A 16,096-nucleotide genomic window follows, 5' to 3' on the forward strand; every position below is an offset into this window, starting at 1 on the left:
GGACAAGGTCGGTGGCGCCGGCGGCAACGCGGCGGGCGGGATCTACAACGCAAGCTCCGGCGTTATCACCATCATCGGCACGTCGAACATTACCAACAACATCGGTGCCGGTGGTGGCGGCGGCGGTGGCGGTGGCCAGGGCAGCAACGCCTCCAACGGCGGCATCGGCGGCCGGGGCGTCGGTGCGATCTGGAACAAGGGCACATTGCTGATCACCGCCGCCAACTTCGCGGCCCTGGCCGGTAATGCCGCGGGCAGCGGTGCCGGTGGTACTGCGCAGGGCGGGGGGACAATTGGCACCTCGCCGACCGCCGTGGCGGCAATCTACAACGACGGCGGGATACTCAACACCGCCTATGCACCGCCGCCGACCGCAACCATTGTGGTCGCCGATAGCACGTTGAGCATCGGCGAAACGAGCCTGGTGACCATCACCTTCTCCGAAGCGGTGACCGGTTTCACTAACGCGGACCTGACCATCGCCAACGGCACCTTGAGCGCAGTGAGCAGCAGCGACGGCGGTATCACCTGGACGGCAACGTTCACGCCAACCGCCAGTATTTCCGACACGACCAACGTCATCACCCTCGACAATACCGGGGTGATCAACGGCCTGGGCACTGCTGGCGTCGGCACCACCAATTCCAATAACTACGTCGTCGATACCGCTCGCCCGACTGCGGGTATCGTGTTTGCCGACACGGCGCTCAAAGCCGGCGAAACCTCGCTGGTGACCATCACCTTCAACGAGGCCGTAACCGGTTTAACCAATGCCGACCTGACGATTGCGAACGGCACCTTGACGGCGGTGAGCAGCAGCGATGGCGGCATCACCTGGACGGCCACGTTCACACCGACGGCCAGCATTACTGACTCGACCAACCTGATCACCCTGGACAACACCGGTGTCAGCGACCTGGCGGGCAACGCCGGCAGCGGCACCACCGACTCGAACAACTACGCCATTGATACCGTGCGTCCGACCGCGACCATCGTCGTGGCCGACACGGCGCTGAGCATCGGCGAAACCTCGCTGGTGACGTTCACCTTCAGCGAAGCGGTCAGCGGTTTCACCAACGCCGACCTGACCATCGCCAACGGCACATTGACGGCGGTGAGCAGCAGCGATGGCGGCATCACCTGGACCGCGACCTTCACACCGACCGCCAGCATCAATGACACGACCAACCTGATCGTCCTGAACAACACCGGCATCAGCGACCTGTCGGGCAACGCCGGCAGCGGCACCACCGATTCCAACAATTACGCCATTGATACCGTGCGTCCGACCGCGACCATCGTGGTGGCCGACAATGCGCTGAAAATCGGTGAAACCTCGCTGGTGACCATCACCTTCGCCGAGGCGGTCAGCGGTTTCAGCAACGCCGACCTGACCATCGCCAACGGTACGCTGACGGCAGTGAGCAGCAGCGACGGCGGCATCACCTGGACGGCGACCTTCACCCCGACCAGCGCTATCACCGACAGCACCAACCTGATCACCCTGGACAACACGGGTGTCAGCGACCTGTCGGGCAACGCGGGCAGCGGCACCACCGACTCCAACAACTACGCCATCGATACCGTGCGGCCAACGGCAACCATCGTCGTGGCGGACACTGCGCTGAGGATCGGTGAAACCTCGCTGGTGACCATCACCTTCAGTGAAGCGGTCAGTGGTTTGACCAACGCGGACCTGACGATTGCCAACGGCACCTTGAGCGCCGTCAGCAGCAGCGATGGCGGCATCACCTGGACTGCGACCTTCACGCCGAGCGCCAGCATCAACGACACCACCAACCTGATCACCCTGGACAACACCGGCATCAGCGACCTGGCGGGCAATGCCGGCAGCGGCACGACCGATTCCAATAATTACGCCATCGACACCGTGCGTCCGACCGCCACGATTGTACTGGCCGATACTTCACTGACCGCCGGCGAAACCTCGCTGGTGACCATCACCTTCAGCGAAGCGGTCAGCGGTTTCACCAATGCGGACCTGAGCATCGCCAACGGCACCCTGAGCGCGGTGAGCAGCAGCGACGGCGGCATCACCTGGACCGCGACCTTCACGCCAACGGTAGGCGTGAACGATGCGACCAACGTCATCACCCTGAACAATACCGGTGTGGCCGACCTCTCCGGCAACACAGGCAGCGGGACTACCAACTCCGGTAACTACACGATTGATACCGTGGCACCGACAGCCACCATTGTCGTCGCCGACACCGCACTGAGAATCGGCGAAACCTCGCTGGTGACCATCACGTTCTCCGAGGCCGTGACCGGTTTCAGCAACGCCGACCTGACGATTGCCAACGGCACCTTGAGCGCAGTGAGCAGCAGCGACGGCGGCATTACCTGGACGGCGACCTTCACGCCATCCGCCAGCATCACCGATGCGACCAACCTGATCATCCTGGACAATAGCGGCGTGCAGGGGGGCAGCAGCGGCAACGTGGGCATCGGCACCAGCAATTCGAACAACTACGCCATCGACACCGTGCGTCCGACAGCAACCGTCGTCGTGGCGGACACTGCGCTGAGGATCGGCGAAACCTCGCTGGTGACGATCACCTTCAGCGAGGCGGTCACGGTTTCACCAACGCGGACCTGACGATTGCCAACGGCACCTTGAGCGCGGTCAGCAGCAGCGATGGCGGCATCACCTGGACGGCGACCTTCACGCCGAGCGCCAGCATCAACGACACGACCAACCTGATCAGCCTGGACAACACCGGCATCAGCGACCTGTCGGGCAACGCCGGCAGCGGCACCACCGATTCCAATAATTACGCCATCGACACAGTCCGGCCTACCGCGACCATCGTCGTGGCCGACCCAACCCTGACCGCCGGCGAGACGTCGCTGGTGACCATCACCTTCAGCGAGGCGGTCAGCGGTTTCACCAACGCCGACCTGAGCATCGCCAACGGCACCTTGAGCGCGGTGAGCAGCAGCGACGGCGGCATCACCTGGACCGCGACCTTCACGCCAACAGTGGGTGTGAACGATGCGACCAACGTCATCACCCTGAACAATACCGGTGTGGCCGACCTCTCCGGCAACACAGGCAGCGGCACCACCAACTCCGATAACTACACGATTGATACCGTGATTCCGACGGCCACCATTATCATTGCCGACAACGCGCTGAAAATCGGCGAAACGTCCCTGGTGACCATCACGTTCTCCGAGGCCGTGACCGGTTTCAGCAACGCCGACCTGACCATCGCCAACGGCACCTTGACGGCGGTGAGCAGCAGCGATGGCGGCATCACTTGGACGGCGACCTTCACCCCGACCAGCGCCATCACCGACAGCACCAACCTGATCACGCTGGACAACAGCGGTGTACAAAACGGCTCGGGCAACACCGGCATCGGCAGCACCGACTCCAACAACTACGCCATCGACACCGTGCGCCCGACGGCGACGATCATTGTGACTGACCCCTCGCTGGCGGTGGGTCAAACCTCGCTGGTGACGATCACCTTCAGCGAGGCGGTCACTGGCTTCACCAACGCCGACCTGACGATTGCCAACGGCACCTTGAGCGCGGTCAGCAGCAGCGACGGCGGCATCACCTGGACGGCCACTTTCACGCCGAGCGCGAGCATCAACGATGCGACCAACCTGATCACGCTGAACAACACGGGGATCGCGGACCTGGCCGGCAACTCGGGCTCAGGCACCACCGATTCCAACAACTACACCATCGACACAGCCCGGCCCACCGCGACCATTGTGGTCGCCGACAGCACCCTCAGCGCGGGCGAAACCACGCTGGTGACTATCACGTTCAGCGAAGCCGTGAACGGTTTCGACAACAGTGACCTGAGCATCCCCAACGGTACGTTGAGCGCGGTGAGCAGCAGCGATGGCGGCATCACCTGGACCGCCACGTTCACACCGACGGTTGGCATCAAGGACACCAGCAACCTCATCACCCTGAACAACACCGGGGTGACCGACATCGCCGGTAACACGGGCAGCGGAACCACCAACTCGGCGAACTTCACGATCGACACTGTGCTGCCGACAGCCACTATTGTGGTCTCCGACACGGCGCTGAAGGCGGGTGAAACCGCTACGGTGACCATCACCTTCAGCGAAGCGGTGAGCGGTTTCTCCAACGCCGACCTGACGATTGCGAATGGCACGCTCAGCAACGTGTCTTCGGGCGATGGCGGCGTCACCTGGACGGCAACGTTCACCCCGACGTCGAGCATCACCGACACCAGCAACCTGATTACCCTCGACAACACCGGCGTGGCCAACGCCTCGGGCAACAGCGGCGTGGGCACCACCGACTCCAACAATTTCGCCATCGACACCGCGCTGCCGACCGCCACCATCGTGGTTGCCGACAACCGCCTGGGCATTGGCGAAACCACCACGGTGACCATCACCTTCAGTGAAGCGGTGAGTGGATTCGATCTGTCGGACATCAGCGTGGCCAACGCTGTGCTGTCGAACCTGACCAGCAGCGACGGCGGTATCACCTGGACCGCGACCCTGACGCCGACCGCCGGCATCAACGATGCGACCAACCTGATCGTGCTCGACACCGGCACCTTGCAGGACCTCGCGGGGAATGCCGGCGCGAGCATCGCTATTTCCAACAACTATGCCCTGGACGTAACCCGGCCAACGGTGAGCATCGTGGTCGCCAACCCGAGCATGGCTGCCGGCCAGAGCACGGTGGTGACGTTTACCTTCAGCGAGGCCGTGAGTGATTTCGACCTGTCGGACCTGAGCGTGACCAACGGCGACTTGTCCAACCTGAGCAGCAGCGACGGCGGCAAGACCTGGACCGCGACCTTCACGCCAACTGCCAATGTCAGTGACCCGAGCAACTTCATCGCCCTCGACACAAGCAATGTCACCGACCTGGCGGGTAACGCGGGGGCCACGGTGTCGGTCTCCAACAACTACGCGATAGGCGTCGTGGCGCCGACACCGGCACCGACATCGGCTACGGTGCAGGTGACCCCGGATCCGGAGTTCCTCAGCAGCGACCCGGTGACCGTGACCGATCAACCGAACGTGCCACTGCAACCAATCATCTTCGCCCCGCCCTCTGGTGATCTCGGCTCGCCGCTGACGTTTGCCCCGTTGTTCGAGGACCGGGTGATCGGCAATGGCATTCGGCCGTTGGGCGACATCTTCATGAACAACGGCGCGCTGGCGCAGAGTTTCATCGCGCAGGTGTTCAGCAGCAGCGACAGCGGCGGTGAAGGTGCAGGCCACGGCTTCCTTGGTTTCGGTGGTGGCGATGGCGGGGTTTTCAGCACCAGCACGTTGTCGAGTCTGTTTAATCAGGAGTCCGGTAACGAGCGAGACTCGCTGAGTTCCTTTGGCAACCATTCGATCAAGGCCGGTGATGTTTCACAGGGGCTGCGCGGCGTGTTTGGCGCGCCGAGCCTCGTCCAGCAATTGCAACAGCTCAAAGACACCGAGCAACGGCAGGTCAACGACCTGGCCGCTGCTTTGAAACAGGCCGGCATCAGCGAAATGCAGGCCTGAAATACTTAAAGCAGTGCGTCACCCAGGGGCAGTCAAGGATGAAGAGAAGTCAGCAGTTGTTTGTCGCCAGTCTGCTCGCGTTGGCGATCAGTGGATGTGCCGTCAAAAGTGAACCGATCGAACGCAGCGTCAGCGAACAGCGCGCCCGAAGCGATCTGCAAAGCATGTACAAGGGTCAGGAACCGCTCAGCGGTCCGCTGACCCTGCATCAGGCCATGGCCCGCGCGGTGAAGTACAACCTCGAAGGCCGGCTCAAGATCATGGAAGAGGCCTTGGCCAAGCGCCAACTCGACCTCGCCAGTTTCGACATGTTGCCGCGCATGGCGCTGGACGCTGGTTATGTCGGCCGCAACAACGTCAGCGCCTCCAGCAGCCAGAGCGTGCGGACCGGCACCCAGTCGTTGGAACCGTCGACTTCACAGGACCGCGATCGTGAAGTGGCAGACCTGACCATGGTCTGGAACGTGCTCGATTTCGGCGTCAGTTACATCAGCGCCAAGCAACAGGGCGACCAGCGGCTGATCGTTCAGGAACGCCGGCGCAAAGTGATCAACACCATCGTTCAGGACGTGCGCTCGGCCTATTGGCGAGCCATGGCCGCCGAGCGCTTGCTCAAGCAGATCGACAGCCTCATGTCCCGGGTCGAGACCGCGCGCGGCAACAGCCAGAGCATGAGCCAGCAGCGCATCGGCGATCCGATCCAGGCGTTGGGATATCAACGCTCGCTGATCGAAGCCACGCGCCAACTCGAAGAACAGCGCCGCGCCCTGTCGCTGGCGAAAACCGAACTGGCGACCCTGATCAATCTGCCGCTGGGTACCGAACTGACCCTGGCGACCCAGGACGACTACGTCATCCCGGAACTCAAGGTCGACCTCGCCAGCCTGGAGCAGGAAGCCCTGACCAGCCGCCCGGAACTGCGTGAGCAGGATTACCAGAGCCGCATCAGCGCCGCCGAAACCCGCAAAGCCATGCTGCGTCTGCTGCCGGGGCTGGAGTTCTCCGCTGGCGGGCATTACGACAGCAACTCCTTCCTGGTGGAGCAGGGTTGGGCCGACTACGGCGTGAAGGTGACCTGGAACCTGTTCAACGTGATCTCGGCACCGGCGGCGATCAACGTCGCCAAGGCCGGTGAAGAAGTGGCCACGGCGCGCCGTCAGGCCATGTCGATTGCGGTGCTGGCGCAGCTCTATGTGGCCAACGCCAACTACCGCGAGGCGCTGCGGCAATTCAAGACCAATCAGCAACTGTCGGACATTGACGGGCAGATTGTCGGCCAACTGCGCAATCGCTATCAGGCGGCGGGGCTGGGCGAACTGGACTTGATTCAGGGCGAGTTGAACACCTTGCAGGCCGATCTGCGCCGCGACCTGTCGTACGCCGATCTGCGCAACGCGTACGGGCAGATTTTTGCCAGCGCGGGGCTCGATCCGCTGCCGGACCAGGTGCAGTCCACCGAAGTCCAGTCCATCGCCACCGCGTTGGCCAATCGCGAATCAGCGTGGGCGGCGGGCGACATCACGGTGCCGGTGACGCATGTCCAGACTCAATAACCTGCAGGCGCCGACGGCGAGCATCAGCCGGGCACAACGTGAAGCCCGCAACGGCCATCGCGGCACGGTGATTTTGCTGACCGGTTTGCCGGCAGCGGGGAAGTCGACCCTGGCCCAGGCGCTGCACGCCGAATTGTTCGAACGCGGCGTGCAGAGCGTCGTGCTCGACGGCGATGGGCTGCGGGTCGGGCTCAATCGTGATCTGGGTTTTGCTGACAGCGATCGCCAGGAAAATATTCGCCGTGCCAGCGAAGTGGCGGCATTGCTGGTGGAGAACGGGCACATCGTGATTCTGGCGATGATCGCGCCGTTGCTGGAGTTACGTGAGTTATTTGCCACGCGTCTGGGCGAGGATTACCGCGAAGTCTGGTGCAACGCATCACTGGCGGTGTGCGAGCGGCGTGACCCCAAAGGTCATTACGCCCGCGCACGTCGCGGTGATTTGGCCGGGTTTACCGGGGTTTCCGCGCCTTATGAACCGCCCCCGTCCGCTGCGCTGGTACTCGACACCGGGGCGCAGTCGGTCGAAGCCTGTCTCGACCGTTTACTGACCTGGCTCGGCGAGTGCGCCGTGTTGCCCAAAGGCTGATTGTTCAAGGTTTCGACAAATCCGCCATGCCTTTGAGCAGCTCGATGGGCAGCGGGAAAACGATGGTCGAACTCTTGTCCCCGGCTATCGAACTCAGGGTCTGCATGTACCGCAATTGCATGGCGCCCGGCTGACGGCCAAGCATTTCGGCGGCCTGCATGAGTTTTTCCGAGGCTTGCAATTCGCCTTCGGCGTGGATGACCTTGGCCCGACGTTCCCGCTCGGCTTCGGCCTGCTTGGCGATGGCGCGGACCATCGATTCGTTGAGGTCTACGTGCTTGATTTCGACGTTGGCGACCTTGATGCCCCAGGCGTCGGTCTGCGCATCGAGCACTTGCTGGATGTCGATGTTCAGCCGTTCGCGCTCGGCCAGCAGTTCATCGAGTTCGTGTTTACCGAGCACCGCGCGCAAGGTGGTCTGGGCCAGTTGACTGGTGGCCATCAGGAAATCTTCGACCTGGATGATCGCCTTCTGCGGGTCGAGCACGCGGAAGTACAGCACTGCATTGACCTTGACCGAAACGTTGTCGCGGGTGATCACGTCTTGAGGTGGCACGTCGAGCACCACGGTACGCAAGTCGACGCGGACCATTTGCTGGACCACCGGAATCAACAGGATCAGGCCGGGGCCTTTGACTTGCCAGAAACGACCGAGCTGGAACACCACCCCGCGCTCGTATTCGCGCAGGATGCGAAAAGTCGATCCCGCCAGTGCAATCACCAACAGCAGCAGCGCGGCAAAACCCAGTTGCAGGCCCATGGTTATTCTCCATCCGGCGCCGCGTCAGCCGCGGCCACTTTCAGCACTAATCCCTTGCGTGCCACCACCCGGACCTGTTGCCCGGGTTGCAGTGGCGTGGCGCTGAGTACTTGCCACTTTTCGCCTTGCAGATGCACCCAGCCGTTGCAGGCATTGCCGGGCTGCAACGACATCACCGGGGCCACGCTGCCCACCAGTCCGGCATCGCCACTGACGATTTGGCGCGGTCGGGTTTTCAGGGCGTGGATCACCAGGAAGATCAACAACAACGCGCTGATCAGCCCCAGGCCGATCATCAATGGCACAGGCACTTCGGTGTTGCTCAGGATCACCGCGCCGATGACGAACATCACAATCCCGCCCAACCCGATCACGCCGTAATTGGGCAAGGCGGCTTCGGCGATCAGGAACGCGATGCCGAATGTGATCAGCCAGATTCCGATGGGGTTGGGAATCAGCACGATTGTGTCCGTCGCGAACGCCGACCCGCTCAGGGCCAGCAGTAATGCGACTGCACAGCAACGAATGTTCACTTGACCCTCCTTATAGGAGCGAGCCTGTTCCGGGCGGCGTTCCGACGATGAACCTGAGAGCGCCTCACCCATCCGTTCAGTCCGCGTTCCCGCTGGCGCCCATCGCTAAATACAGTCTAGTCGAGCTGAGGGTTGTACGAATTTTGTACAGTTGTCGACGGTGTTCCGGCGGGCAGATTTCCCACGCGAAGACGCCAGCGGGCCTAGACTTTTCAATGGTGAGAACAGGTTTATTCATTGTCCGTGAACGTTGTTGCGGACACCGAGGTGCATCATGCGTATGGCAAGAACCATGCAGCGCAGCCTGGAAAAGGCGCACTGCGAATTTGACATCGTTACCCACCCACACTCGGCCAGCAGCCTTGAAACGGCGCGGGTCGCGGGCATTCCTGCCGAACGGGTGGCCAAGTCGGTGATCCTCGACGACCACCACGGTCATTTCCTGATGGCCGTGCTGCCGGCGAGTCGTCACCTGGACCTGAGCAAAGTGCGCAGCAGCGGCGAGTGGCAGATCACCCGGGAAAGCACCCTGGCGCATCTGTTCGAAGACTGCGAACGCGGCGCGGTGCCGGCGTTGGGTGAGTCCTATGGCCTGGACATGGTCATCGACCCCTTGCTGACCCGGCAGAACGACATCTATCTGGAGGCAGGCAACCACAACAACCTGCTGCACATGAGCGTGCCGGAGTTCCTGAAAATGGTGCCGCATGCCGAGGTGCGGGAGTTGAGTAGTTGAGTTTTGCGGCGACAGTGACATCGCCTTCGCGGGCAAGCCTCGCTCCTACAGGATTACGCAGTCCATTGTAGGAGCGAGGCTTGCCCGCGATTGACTGCGCAGCAGTCACCCATCATCAGCCAATACCCAGGAGCCCGACATGGAATCCCCAACCCACACCCTCCCTTCACTGTTCAAACAACTCGGCCTGCCCGATGACGCCGAAAGCATCGATAAATTCATCGCCACCCATTCACCGCTCAAGCCTGAACTGCATTTGGCCGACGCCTTTTTCTGGAGCCCGAGCCAAGCGCAGTTTTTGCGCGACGACATTCTGGATGACGCGGATTGGGCGGAGGTGGTGGATCAACTGGATGTGTTGCTGAGGAAAGGGCGAGGCGGCTAAAAACCGATCATCTTCCTAAAAATTGTTTCAAAACTTGACCAACTTTCCCCTCAAATGACATATTGATAGTTAGCAAACTAACAGTGTGTCTTTCCGCTCGTGCCAAAAAAACTCGACGCTCTCCAGATGAACATCAGCAGCTCCATGGTGGTGGCCGCCCGGCATTGGCGGAAGATCTGCCAGACCACGCTGGTCAACTATGGAATCTCCGAAGCCTGCGCCGTTCCGTTGTTGATGATCGGGCGGTTGGGCGAGGGTGTGCGGCAGGTGACGGTGGCGCAGGCAGCCGGGATGGAGAGCCCTTCGCTGGTGCGGCTGCTCGATCAGTTGTGTCATGCCGGCTACGTTCGTCGCACCGAAGATGCCCATGACCGTCGCGCCAAATGCCTGAGCCTGACCGACACCGGTCGGGAATTGGTGCAGGCCGTCGAAATCGAGTTGGTGCGCTTGCGTAATGAAGTGCTGGAAGGCATCGCCCCGAGTGATCTGGAGGCCGCGTTGCGGGTATTGAAAGCGTTTGAGGCGGCCAACGCTCCGTCGGTGGTGAACCCTTGAGCGGATTTTTTACCGGCGTTCCCCCGGCGCGGGACTGGTTCTACGGCGTGCGCACTTTCGCGGCGTCGATGATCGCGCTATACATCGCCATGCTCATGCAAATGCCGCGTCCGTATTGGGCGATGGCCACGGTCTACATCGTTTCCAGTCCGTTTGTCGGCCCCACCAGTTCCAAGGCGTTGTACCGCGCGGTCGGTACGTTTCTGGGTGCGGCGGCGGCAGTTTTTTTCGTGCCGATGTTTGTTCAGAGCCCCTATGTGCTGGTGATTGTTATCGCGCTGTGGACCGGGATTCTGCTGTTCCTGTCGCTGCACCTGCGTACCGCCAACAGTTACGCGTTGATGCTTGCCGGTTATACCCTGCCGCTGATCGCCTTGCCGGTGGTGGATAACCCGTTGGCGGTGTGGGATGTCGCTGAAGCGCGGACTGAAGAGATCTTCCTCGGCATCGCCGTCGCGGCGGTGGTCGGCGCGATGTTCTGGCCGCGGCGGCTGGCACCGGTGTTCAACGATTCGGTGAACAAATGGTTTGCCGATGCCTCGACCTACAGCCTGCGATTCCTCAGCCGCAACGTGCAGCCGGACGAAGTCAGCGCGCTGCGCTCGTCGATGGTCGCGACCTTCAACACCCTGGAATTGATGATCGGCCAGTTGCCGCACGAAGGCGCGCGCCCGCAAACCGTGCGCAATACCAAGGAACTGCGCGGCCGAATGATTCATCTGCTGCCGGTGATCGACGCGCTCGATGACGCGCTTTACGCCCTTGAGCGGCGCACGCCGGAGCTTGTGGATAAGTTCGCGCCATTACTGGCCGCCGCCACCGAATGGCTTGACCACAAAGACGCCGACCTCGCTCGCTGGCAAGCGCTGAAAGATCAACTCGAAGCACTGCAACCCACTGCCGAAGCGCTGGATGATCGCAAGCAATTGCTGTTCTCCAACGCGCTGTACCGTCTCGGCGAATGGGTCGATTTGTGGCAGGACTGCCGCAGCCTGCAATACGCCATACAGTGCGAAAGCCAGGACAGTTGGCGCGCGGTGTACCGGCATTGGCGCCTCGGTCGCCTGTCGCCGTTTCTCGACCGTGGGCTGATGTTTTATTCGGCGGCGTCCACGGTCACCGCGATCATTGTCGCCTCGGTGTTGTGGATTCTGCTCGGCTGGACCGACGGCGGCAGCGCGGTGATTCTGGCGGCGGTGGCGTGCAGCTTTTTCGCGTCGATGGACGACCCGGCGCCGCAGATTTACCGGTTCTTTTTCTGGACGGCGATGTCGGTGCTGTTCGCCAGTCTTTACCTGTTCCTGGTGCTGCCTAACCTGCATGATTTCCCGATGCTGGTGCTGGCGTTCGCCGTGCCGTTCATTTGCATCGGCACCCTGACGGTCAAGCCGCAGTTTTACCTGGGCATGCTGCTGACGCTGGTCAACACCTCGTCCTTCATCAGTATCCAGGGCGCTTACGACGCGGATTTCCTCAGCTTCGCCAATTCCAACCTGGCCGGCCCGGTCGGTTTGCTGTTCGCGTTTGTCTGGACCCTGATCGCCCGGCCGTTCGGCGCAGAACTGGCGGCCAAGCGCCTGACCCGTTTCAGTTGGCGCGACATCGTCAGCCTCACCGAACCGGCCTCCCTGGCCGAGCATCGCCGCTTGGGTGTGCAGGTGCTTGACCGTTTGATGCAGCATTTGCCGCGCCTGGCCATGACCGGCCAGGACACCGGCATCGCGTTGCGCGAAGTGCGCGTGGCCTTGAACTTGCTCGACTTGCTGGCCTACACGCCGCGAGTGTTCGGCGTACCGCAGGCATTGCTGCACCAAGTGGTGGCCGAGGTCGGCGAGTATTTCAAAGCCTGCCTCAAGGCTGGCGAACGTTTGCCGGCGCCCAGTGCGTTGTTGATGACCATGGACCGCGCGCGCCGCGCCCTGAACCGCGAATGCGATGACGGCGCCCGCCTGCACCTGCTGCACGCCTTGAGCGGCTTGCGTCTGGCCTTGCTGCCCGGTGTGGAATTCCTCGGCACCGGCGACCTCGAAGAACCGCTTCCCCATGGCATCGATGGAGCGCCTTTATGATCGGTGATCTGGATATCAGCGGGGTGTTCCTGCCCACGCTGCTGGTGCTGATGGGTATTACCTATGTGATTTACCTGCTGGTGCACGGGTTGCTGACGCGCCTGCACTTTTACCGTCTGGTCTGGCACCGGGCATTGTTCAACGTGGCTCTCTACGCTTTGCTGCTCGGCGCCGTGGACTCACTCAGTCGATACCTGATGACATGAAAAAACCTTTTCTGACCCTTGGTCGCGTGGTCCTGACCCTGCTGATCGTGACCTTCGCCGTTGTTGTGGTCTGGCGCATGGTGATGTATTACATGTTCGCGCCGTGGACCCGCGACGGGCACATTCGCGCTGACATCGTGCAGATCGCCCCGGACGTGTCCGGGCTGATTCAGCAAGTGGACGTGCGCGACAACCAGTTGGTGAAACGCGGCCAGGTGCTGTTCAGCATCGATCAGGACCGTTTCAAACTCGCCTTGCGCCAAGCCAAAGCAGCAGTCGCCGACCGTCAGGAAACCCTGGCGCAAGCGCAACGCGAAGCCAAGCGTAACCGTGGCCTCGGCAATCTGGTGCCGGGCGAGCAACTGGAAGAGAGCCAATCACGAGTCGCCCGCGCCGAAGTGGCGCTGATGGAAGCGCAAGTGGCGGTGGACAGCGCCCAGCTCAACCTCGACCGCTCGACCATCCGCAGCCCGGTGGATGGCTACGTCAACGACCGTGCGCCGCGTACGCAGGAATTCGTCACCGCCGGGCGCCCGGTGTTGTCGGTGGTGGACAGCAATTCCTTTCACATCGACGGCTATTTCGAAGAAACCAAACTCGACGGCATTCATGTCGGCCAGTCAGTCGACATTCGCGTGATCGGCGACCGCGCTCGCCTGCGCGGCCATGTGGAAAGCATCGTCGCCGGCATCGAAGACCGTGACCGCAGCAGCGGCAGCAACCTGCTGCCGAACGTCAACCCGGCGTTCAGCTGGGTGCGGCTGGCGCAGCGTATTCCGGTGCGGATCGCCTTCGATGACGTGCCGGCGGATTTCCGCATGATTGCCGGGCGCACCGCGACGGTGTCGATCATCGGCGACCAGCAGCAGGAGCCGGCCAAATGAGCAGGGCCTCGGGTTTGGCGATTGCCGGATTGAGTTTGCTGCTGTCGGCGTGCCAGACGGTCGGGCCGGATTATCAACTGCCGGAAGAGGCCGCCGTTCACCGCGAAGATTTTCAGGGTGAACTGGCCGTGGACGGCAAACCGGTGGTCTCGGCGCCGGTGCCCGCCGATTGGTGGCGGCTGTATCAGGACCCTCGGCTTAATCAACTGGTCCAGCAAGCGTTGGCGTCCAATACCGATCTGCGTGTGGCGGCCGCCAGCCTGCTGCGGGCTCGCGCGCAGGTCGATGAAGCCGAGGCCGCCGGAGGCTGGAGCGGTGGCATAAAAATGGGCGCCGAGCGTTTGCAGGAGTCCGGCGAAGCGTTCCTGTTGCCTGAGAAAGTGCCGGTGGCCAACATCGGTGATATCGGCATCAGCGCTTCATACCAGTTCGATCTGTTCGGCACGCTCAAGCGCGGCATCGAAGCGGCCAAGGCCAATGCCGATGCGACCCAGGCCGCCGCCGATACCGCACGTATCACGTTGGTGGCCGATGTGGTGCGGGCCTACACCCAAGTGTGTGCGGCCAACGAAGAACGGGAAATTGCCCAGCACTCCCTCGACCTGCAATCGCAGAGCACCACACTGATCCAGCGCCTGCGCGACGCCGGTCGAGGCGATGAAACCCAGGTCACCCGTTCGCAAACCCAATTCAAGTCCCTGCGCGCCGAGATGCCGCGCTACGAGGCTGCGCGTCAAGCCGGGCTGTTCCGTCTGTCGATGCTGCTGGCCAAACCGGTCGATCAATTGCCGGCCGGCACCTCCAGTTGCGCGCAGCTGCCGAAAATCGCGCAATTGGTGCCGGTGGGCGATGGTGCCTCACTGCTCAAGCGTCGCCCCGATATCCGCCAGGCTGAGCGTCGGCTGGCCGCTGCGACGGCCGGTATCGGCGTCGCCACCGGTGAGCTGTACCCGGACATCCGCATCGGCGCGACCATCGGCACCGTCGGCATTCTGGAAAACCTCGGCGAGCCTTCCACCAATCGCTGGGGCTTCGGCCCGTCGCTGAGCTGGAGCGTGCCGACCAACGGAGCCCGGGCGCGAATCCGCGAAGCTGAAGCCGTGACCCAGGCGACGCTGGCGCACTTTGATGGTGTCGTTCTCAACGCCATACGTGAAACCCAGACCAGCCTGGCGCAGTACTCGGCGTTGCTGCAGCGTCGAGAAGCCCTGGCGGACGCCGAACAATCGGCGAAACTGGCCGCCGACCAGACGCACCGTTTCTTCCAGGCCGGCCGCGAGTCGTTCCTGGCCGACCTGCAAGCGACCCGCACCTACACCGACGTCACGGCACAACTGGCCGCCGCCAACACTCAGGTTGCGTTGAGCCAGATCGATCTGTTCCTGGCGCTGGGCGGCGGCTGGGAAAGCGGACGAACGCAAGGCTCGAATACCGGCAAACCCTGAGGCCGTTGCTATGCTTTGACTTGATGAGGTCGCGCGTCGAACTCATCAATCAAGGCTCGCGTTGGTCATGGGGATTCCAACAATGAAAAACCCTTATGCTCCCGGCTTCTGGTGCGCTATTGCGGCGTTGGTATTGCTGTCGGCCACCTATTTCTACGGCATCATGCTGGCCCACCAGATCGACAAGGCGCTGGTGTTTCTCGATAGCGCTGCGGCGCTGATCGCAGTGATGGCGATCGTGGTGGTGGCCTGGGCTTCGTTCCAGGGGCAGCGCATCAAAAAAAGACAACTCGAACAAGGCAAGACCCTGGTGCTGATCTGGGACACCAAGGTCGCTTTGCGCCGGGTCGAAACGGTGTTCGATCGTTACTTCTGGGGCAGTTACTGGCAACCGGGGCGCACGTTCCAGGAAGTCATGGGCGAACTCACCGGCACACCGCTGGAAAAAAGCCTCGAAACCTTGAAGAAGCAATGCCTGGCCCTCGACAAACAAGTGTCCGAGGACGACTGGCACTGGTTGAATAACGCCCGTGAACTCTCCGATGTCGCCGCCGCCATGGCACGCGAACGCTATCAGCTGGATTTCTGCGACCCACGCGCGGACGTGACGGGCGGGGCGGTGATCAATCGGGATTTTGAAGTGCTGGTTTATACGTGGACGGCGCGGCTGAAAAGCTTTGATCATCAGCTGGATGAGATGGAAGTGCAGTATTCCTGAATCAGTTTCGTCAGTTCTGACGCCTTCGCGGGCAAGCCTCGCTCCTACAGGTTTGCGTCGAGCACGATATGTGTAAACGACGCAAACCTTGTAGGAGCGAGGCTTGCCCGCGAAGGCGATTTCATTTCCGC

General features: G+C 62.0%; 12 protein-coding genes and 1 pseudogene. 11 read left to right on the forward strand and 2 right to left on the reverse strand.

The window, feature by feature from the left end:
* From KGA97_RS09015 to cysC, 3 genes and pseudogenes are all read left to right on the forward strand, one after another.
* Window positions 1-5,532, forward strand: a pseudogene (locus KGA97_RS09015) (beta strand repeat-containing protein); the annotation flags it as partial.
* Window positions 5,533-5,570: 38 nt separating this feature from the next.
* On the forward strand, window positions 5,571-7,085 hold the full coding sequence (locus tag KGA97_RS09020) for a TolC family protein (RefSeq protein WP_008034717.1): 1,515 nt from the start codon (window positions 5,571-5,573) through the stop codon (window positions 7,083-7,085).
* Window positions 7,069-7,674 (forward strand): adenylyl-sulfate kinase, encoded by a 606-nt coding sequence (gene cysC, locus KGA97_RS09025; RefSeq protein WP_223480625.1) that lies wholly within the window; start codon window positions 7,069-7,071, stop codon window positions 7,672-7,674. Before KGA97_RS09020 ends, cysC begins: the two co-directional genes overlap by 17 nt.
* Window positions 7,675-7,678: 4 nt before the next feature.
* Here the strand turns inward: cysC and KGA97_RS09030 are convergent, their stop codons facing one another.
* Together KGA97_RS09030 and KGA97_RS09035 are read right to left on the reverse strand one after the other, a co-directional pair.
* Window positions 7,679-8,434 carry a slipin family protein gene (locus tag KGA97_RS09030; protein WP_008034707.1) on the reverse strand — a complete coding sequence of 252 codons (756 nt, stop codon included), beginning with the start codon at window positions 8,432-8,434 and terminating at the stop codon, window positions 7,679-7,681.
* A gap of 2 nt (window positions 8,435-8,436) precedes the next feature.
* Window positions 8,437-8,967 carry an NfeD family protein gene (locus tag KGA97_RS09035; protein ID WP_223480626.1) on the reverse strand — a complete coding sequence of 177 codons (531 nt, stop codon included), beginning with the start codon at window positions 8,965-8,967 and terminating at the stop codon, window positions 8,437-8,439.
* A 274-nt stretch (window positions 8,968-9,241) separates the two neighbouring features.
* Here KGA97_RS09035 and KGA97_RS09040 point away from each other — a divergent pair, with 274 nt between their 5' ends.
* The 8 genes from KGA97_RS09040 to KGA97_RS09075 all read left to right on the forward strand — a co-directional run bounded on the left by KGA97_RS09040 (window position 9,242) and on the right by KGA97_RS09075 (window position 15,965).
* A complete protein-coding gene (locus KGA97_RS09040; protein ID WP_008039666.1) occupies window positions 9,242-9,703 on the forward strand; it encodes an aminoacyl-tRNA deacylase in 462 nt (153 codons plus the stop codon).
* Window positions 9,704-9,842: 139 nt separating this feature from the next.
* Complete coding sequence (locus tag KGA97_RS09045) at window positions 9,843-10,088, forward strand: DUF2789 domain-containing protein (RefSeq protein ID WP_223480627.1); 246 nt, start codon at window positions 9,843-9,845, stop codon at window positions 10,086-10,088.
* A gap of 126 nt (window positions 10,089-10,214) precedes the next feature.
* Window positions 10,215-10,643 carry a MarR family winged helix-turn-helix transcriptional regulator gene (locus tag KGA97_RS09050; protein ID WP_008034693.1) on the forward strand — a complete coding sequence of 143 codons (429 nt, stop codon included), beginning with the start codon at window positions 10,215-10,217 and terminating at the stop codon, window positions 10,641-10,643.
* The gene (locus tag KGA97_RS09055) at window positions 10,640-12,712 is read left to right on the forward strand and encodes an FUSC family protein (RefSeq protein WP_223480628.1); all 2,073 of its coding nucleotides are present in this window, start codon (window positions 10,640-10,642) and stop codon (window positions 12,710-12,712) included. Before KGA97_RS09050 ends, KGA97_RS09055 begins: the two co-directional genes overlap by 4 nt.
* Window positions 12,709-12,918: a DUF1656 domain-containing protein gene (locus tag KGA97_RS09060; RefSeq protein ID WP_008034684.1), complete on the forward strand. Its 210-nt coding sequence runs from the start codon at window positions 12,709-12,711 to the stop codon at window positions 12,916-12,918. The genes KGA97_RS09055 and KGA97_RS09060 overlap by 4 nt, the downstream gene beginning before the upstream one ends.
* Window positions 12,915-13,802 carry an HlyD family secretion protein gene (locus KGA97_RS09065; protein ID WP_223480629.1) on the forward strand — a complete coding sequence of 296 codons (888 nt, stop codon included), beginning with the start codon at window positions 12,915-12,917 and terminating at the stop codon, window positions 13,800-13,802. The genes KGA97_RS09060 and KGA97_RS09065 overlap by 4 nt, the downstream gene beginning before the upstream one ends.
* On the forward strand, window positions 13,799-15,247 hold the full coding sequence (locus KGA97_RS09070; protein WP_223480630.1) for an efflux transporter outer membrane subunit: 1,449 nt from the start codon (window positions 13,799-13,801) through the stop codon (window positions 15,245-15,247). Before KGA97_RS09065 ends, KGA97_RS09070 begins: the two co-directional genes overlap by 4 nt.
* Window positions 15,248-15,329: 82 nt before the next feature.
* Complete coding sequence (locus KGA97_RS09075) at window positions 15,330-15,965, forward strand: hypothetical protein (RefSeq protein WP_008034678.1); 636 nt, start codon at window positions 15,330-15,332, stop codon at window positions 15,963-15,965.
* Window positions 15,966-16,096 lie beyond the last annotated feature (131 nt).

This window comes from Pseudomonas sp. BF-B-15 (assembly GCF_019946675.1).
Taxonomy (GTDB): domain Bacteria; phylum Pseudomonadota; class Gammaproteobacteria; order Pseudomonadales; family Pseudomonadaceae; genus Aquipseudomonas; species Aquipseudomonas migulae.

What these genes read in the sequence shown, in the direction of transcription:
- cysC (WP_223480625.1), top strand. Translation starts at nt 7,069, where the DNA reads ATGTCCAGACTCAATAACCTGCAGGCGCCGACGGCGAGCATCAGCCGG.
- KGA97_RS09050 (WP_008034693.1), top strand. Translation starts at nt 10,215, where the DNA reads ATGAACATCAGCAGCTCCATGGTGGTGGCCGCCCGGCATTGGCGGAAG.
- KGA97_RS09045 (WP_223480627.1), top strand. Translation starts at nt 9,843, where the DNA reads ATGGAATCCCCAACCCACACCCTCCCTTCACTGTTCAAACAACTCGGC.
- KGA97_RS09065 (WP_223480629.1), top strand. Translation starts at nt 12,915, where the DNA reads ATGAAAAAACCTTTTCTGACCCTTGGTCGCGTGGTCCTGACCCTGCTG.
- KGA97_RS09040 (WP_008039666.1), top strand. Translation starts at nt 9,242, where the DNA reads ATGCGTATGGCAAGAACCATGCAGCGCAGCCTGGAAAAGGCGCACTGC.
- KGA97_RS09060 (WP_008034684.1), top strand. Translation starts at nt 12,709, where the DNA reads ATGATCGGTGATCTGGATATCAGCGGGGTGTTCCTGCCCACGCTGCTG.
- KGA97_RS09020 (WP_008034717.1), top strand. Translation starts at nt 5,571, where the DNA reads ATGAAGAGAAGTCAGCAGTTGTTTGTCGCCAGTCTGCTCGCGTTGGCG.
- KGA97_RS09030 (WP_008034707.1), bottom strand. Translation starts at nt 8,434, where the DNA reads ATGGGCCTGCAACTGGGTTTTGCCGCGCTGCTGCTGTTGGTGATTGCA.
- KGA97_RS09075 (WP_008034678.1), top strand. Translation starts at nt 15,330, where the DNA reads ATGAAAAACCCTTATGCTCCCGGCTTCTGGTGCGCTATTGCGGCGTTG.
- KGA97_RS09070 (WP_223480630.1), top strand. Translation starts at nt 13,799, where the DNA reads ATGAGCAGGGCCTCGGGTTTGGCGATTGCCGGATTGAGTTTGCTGCTG.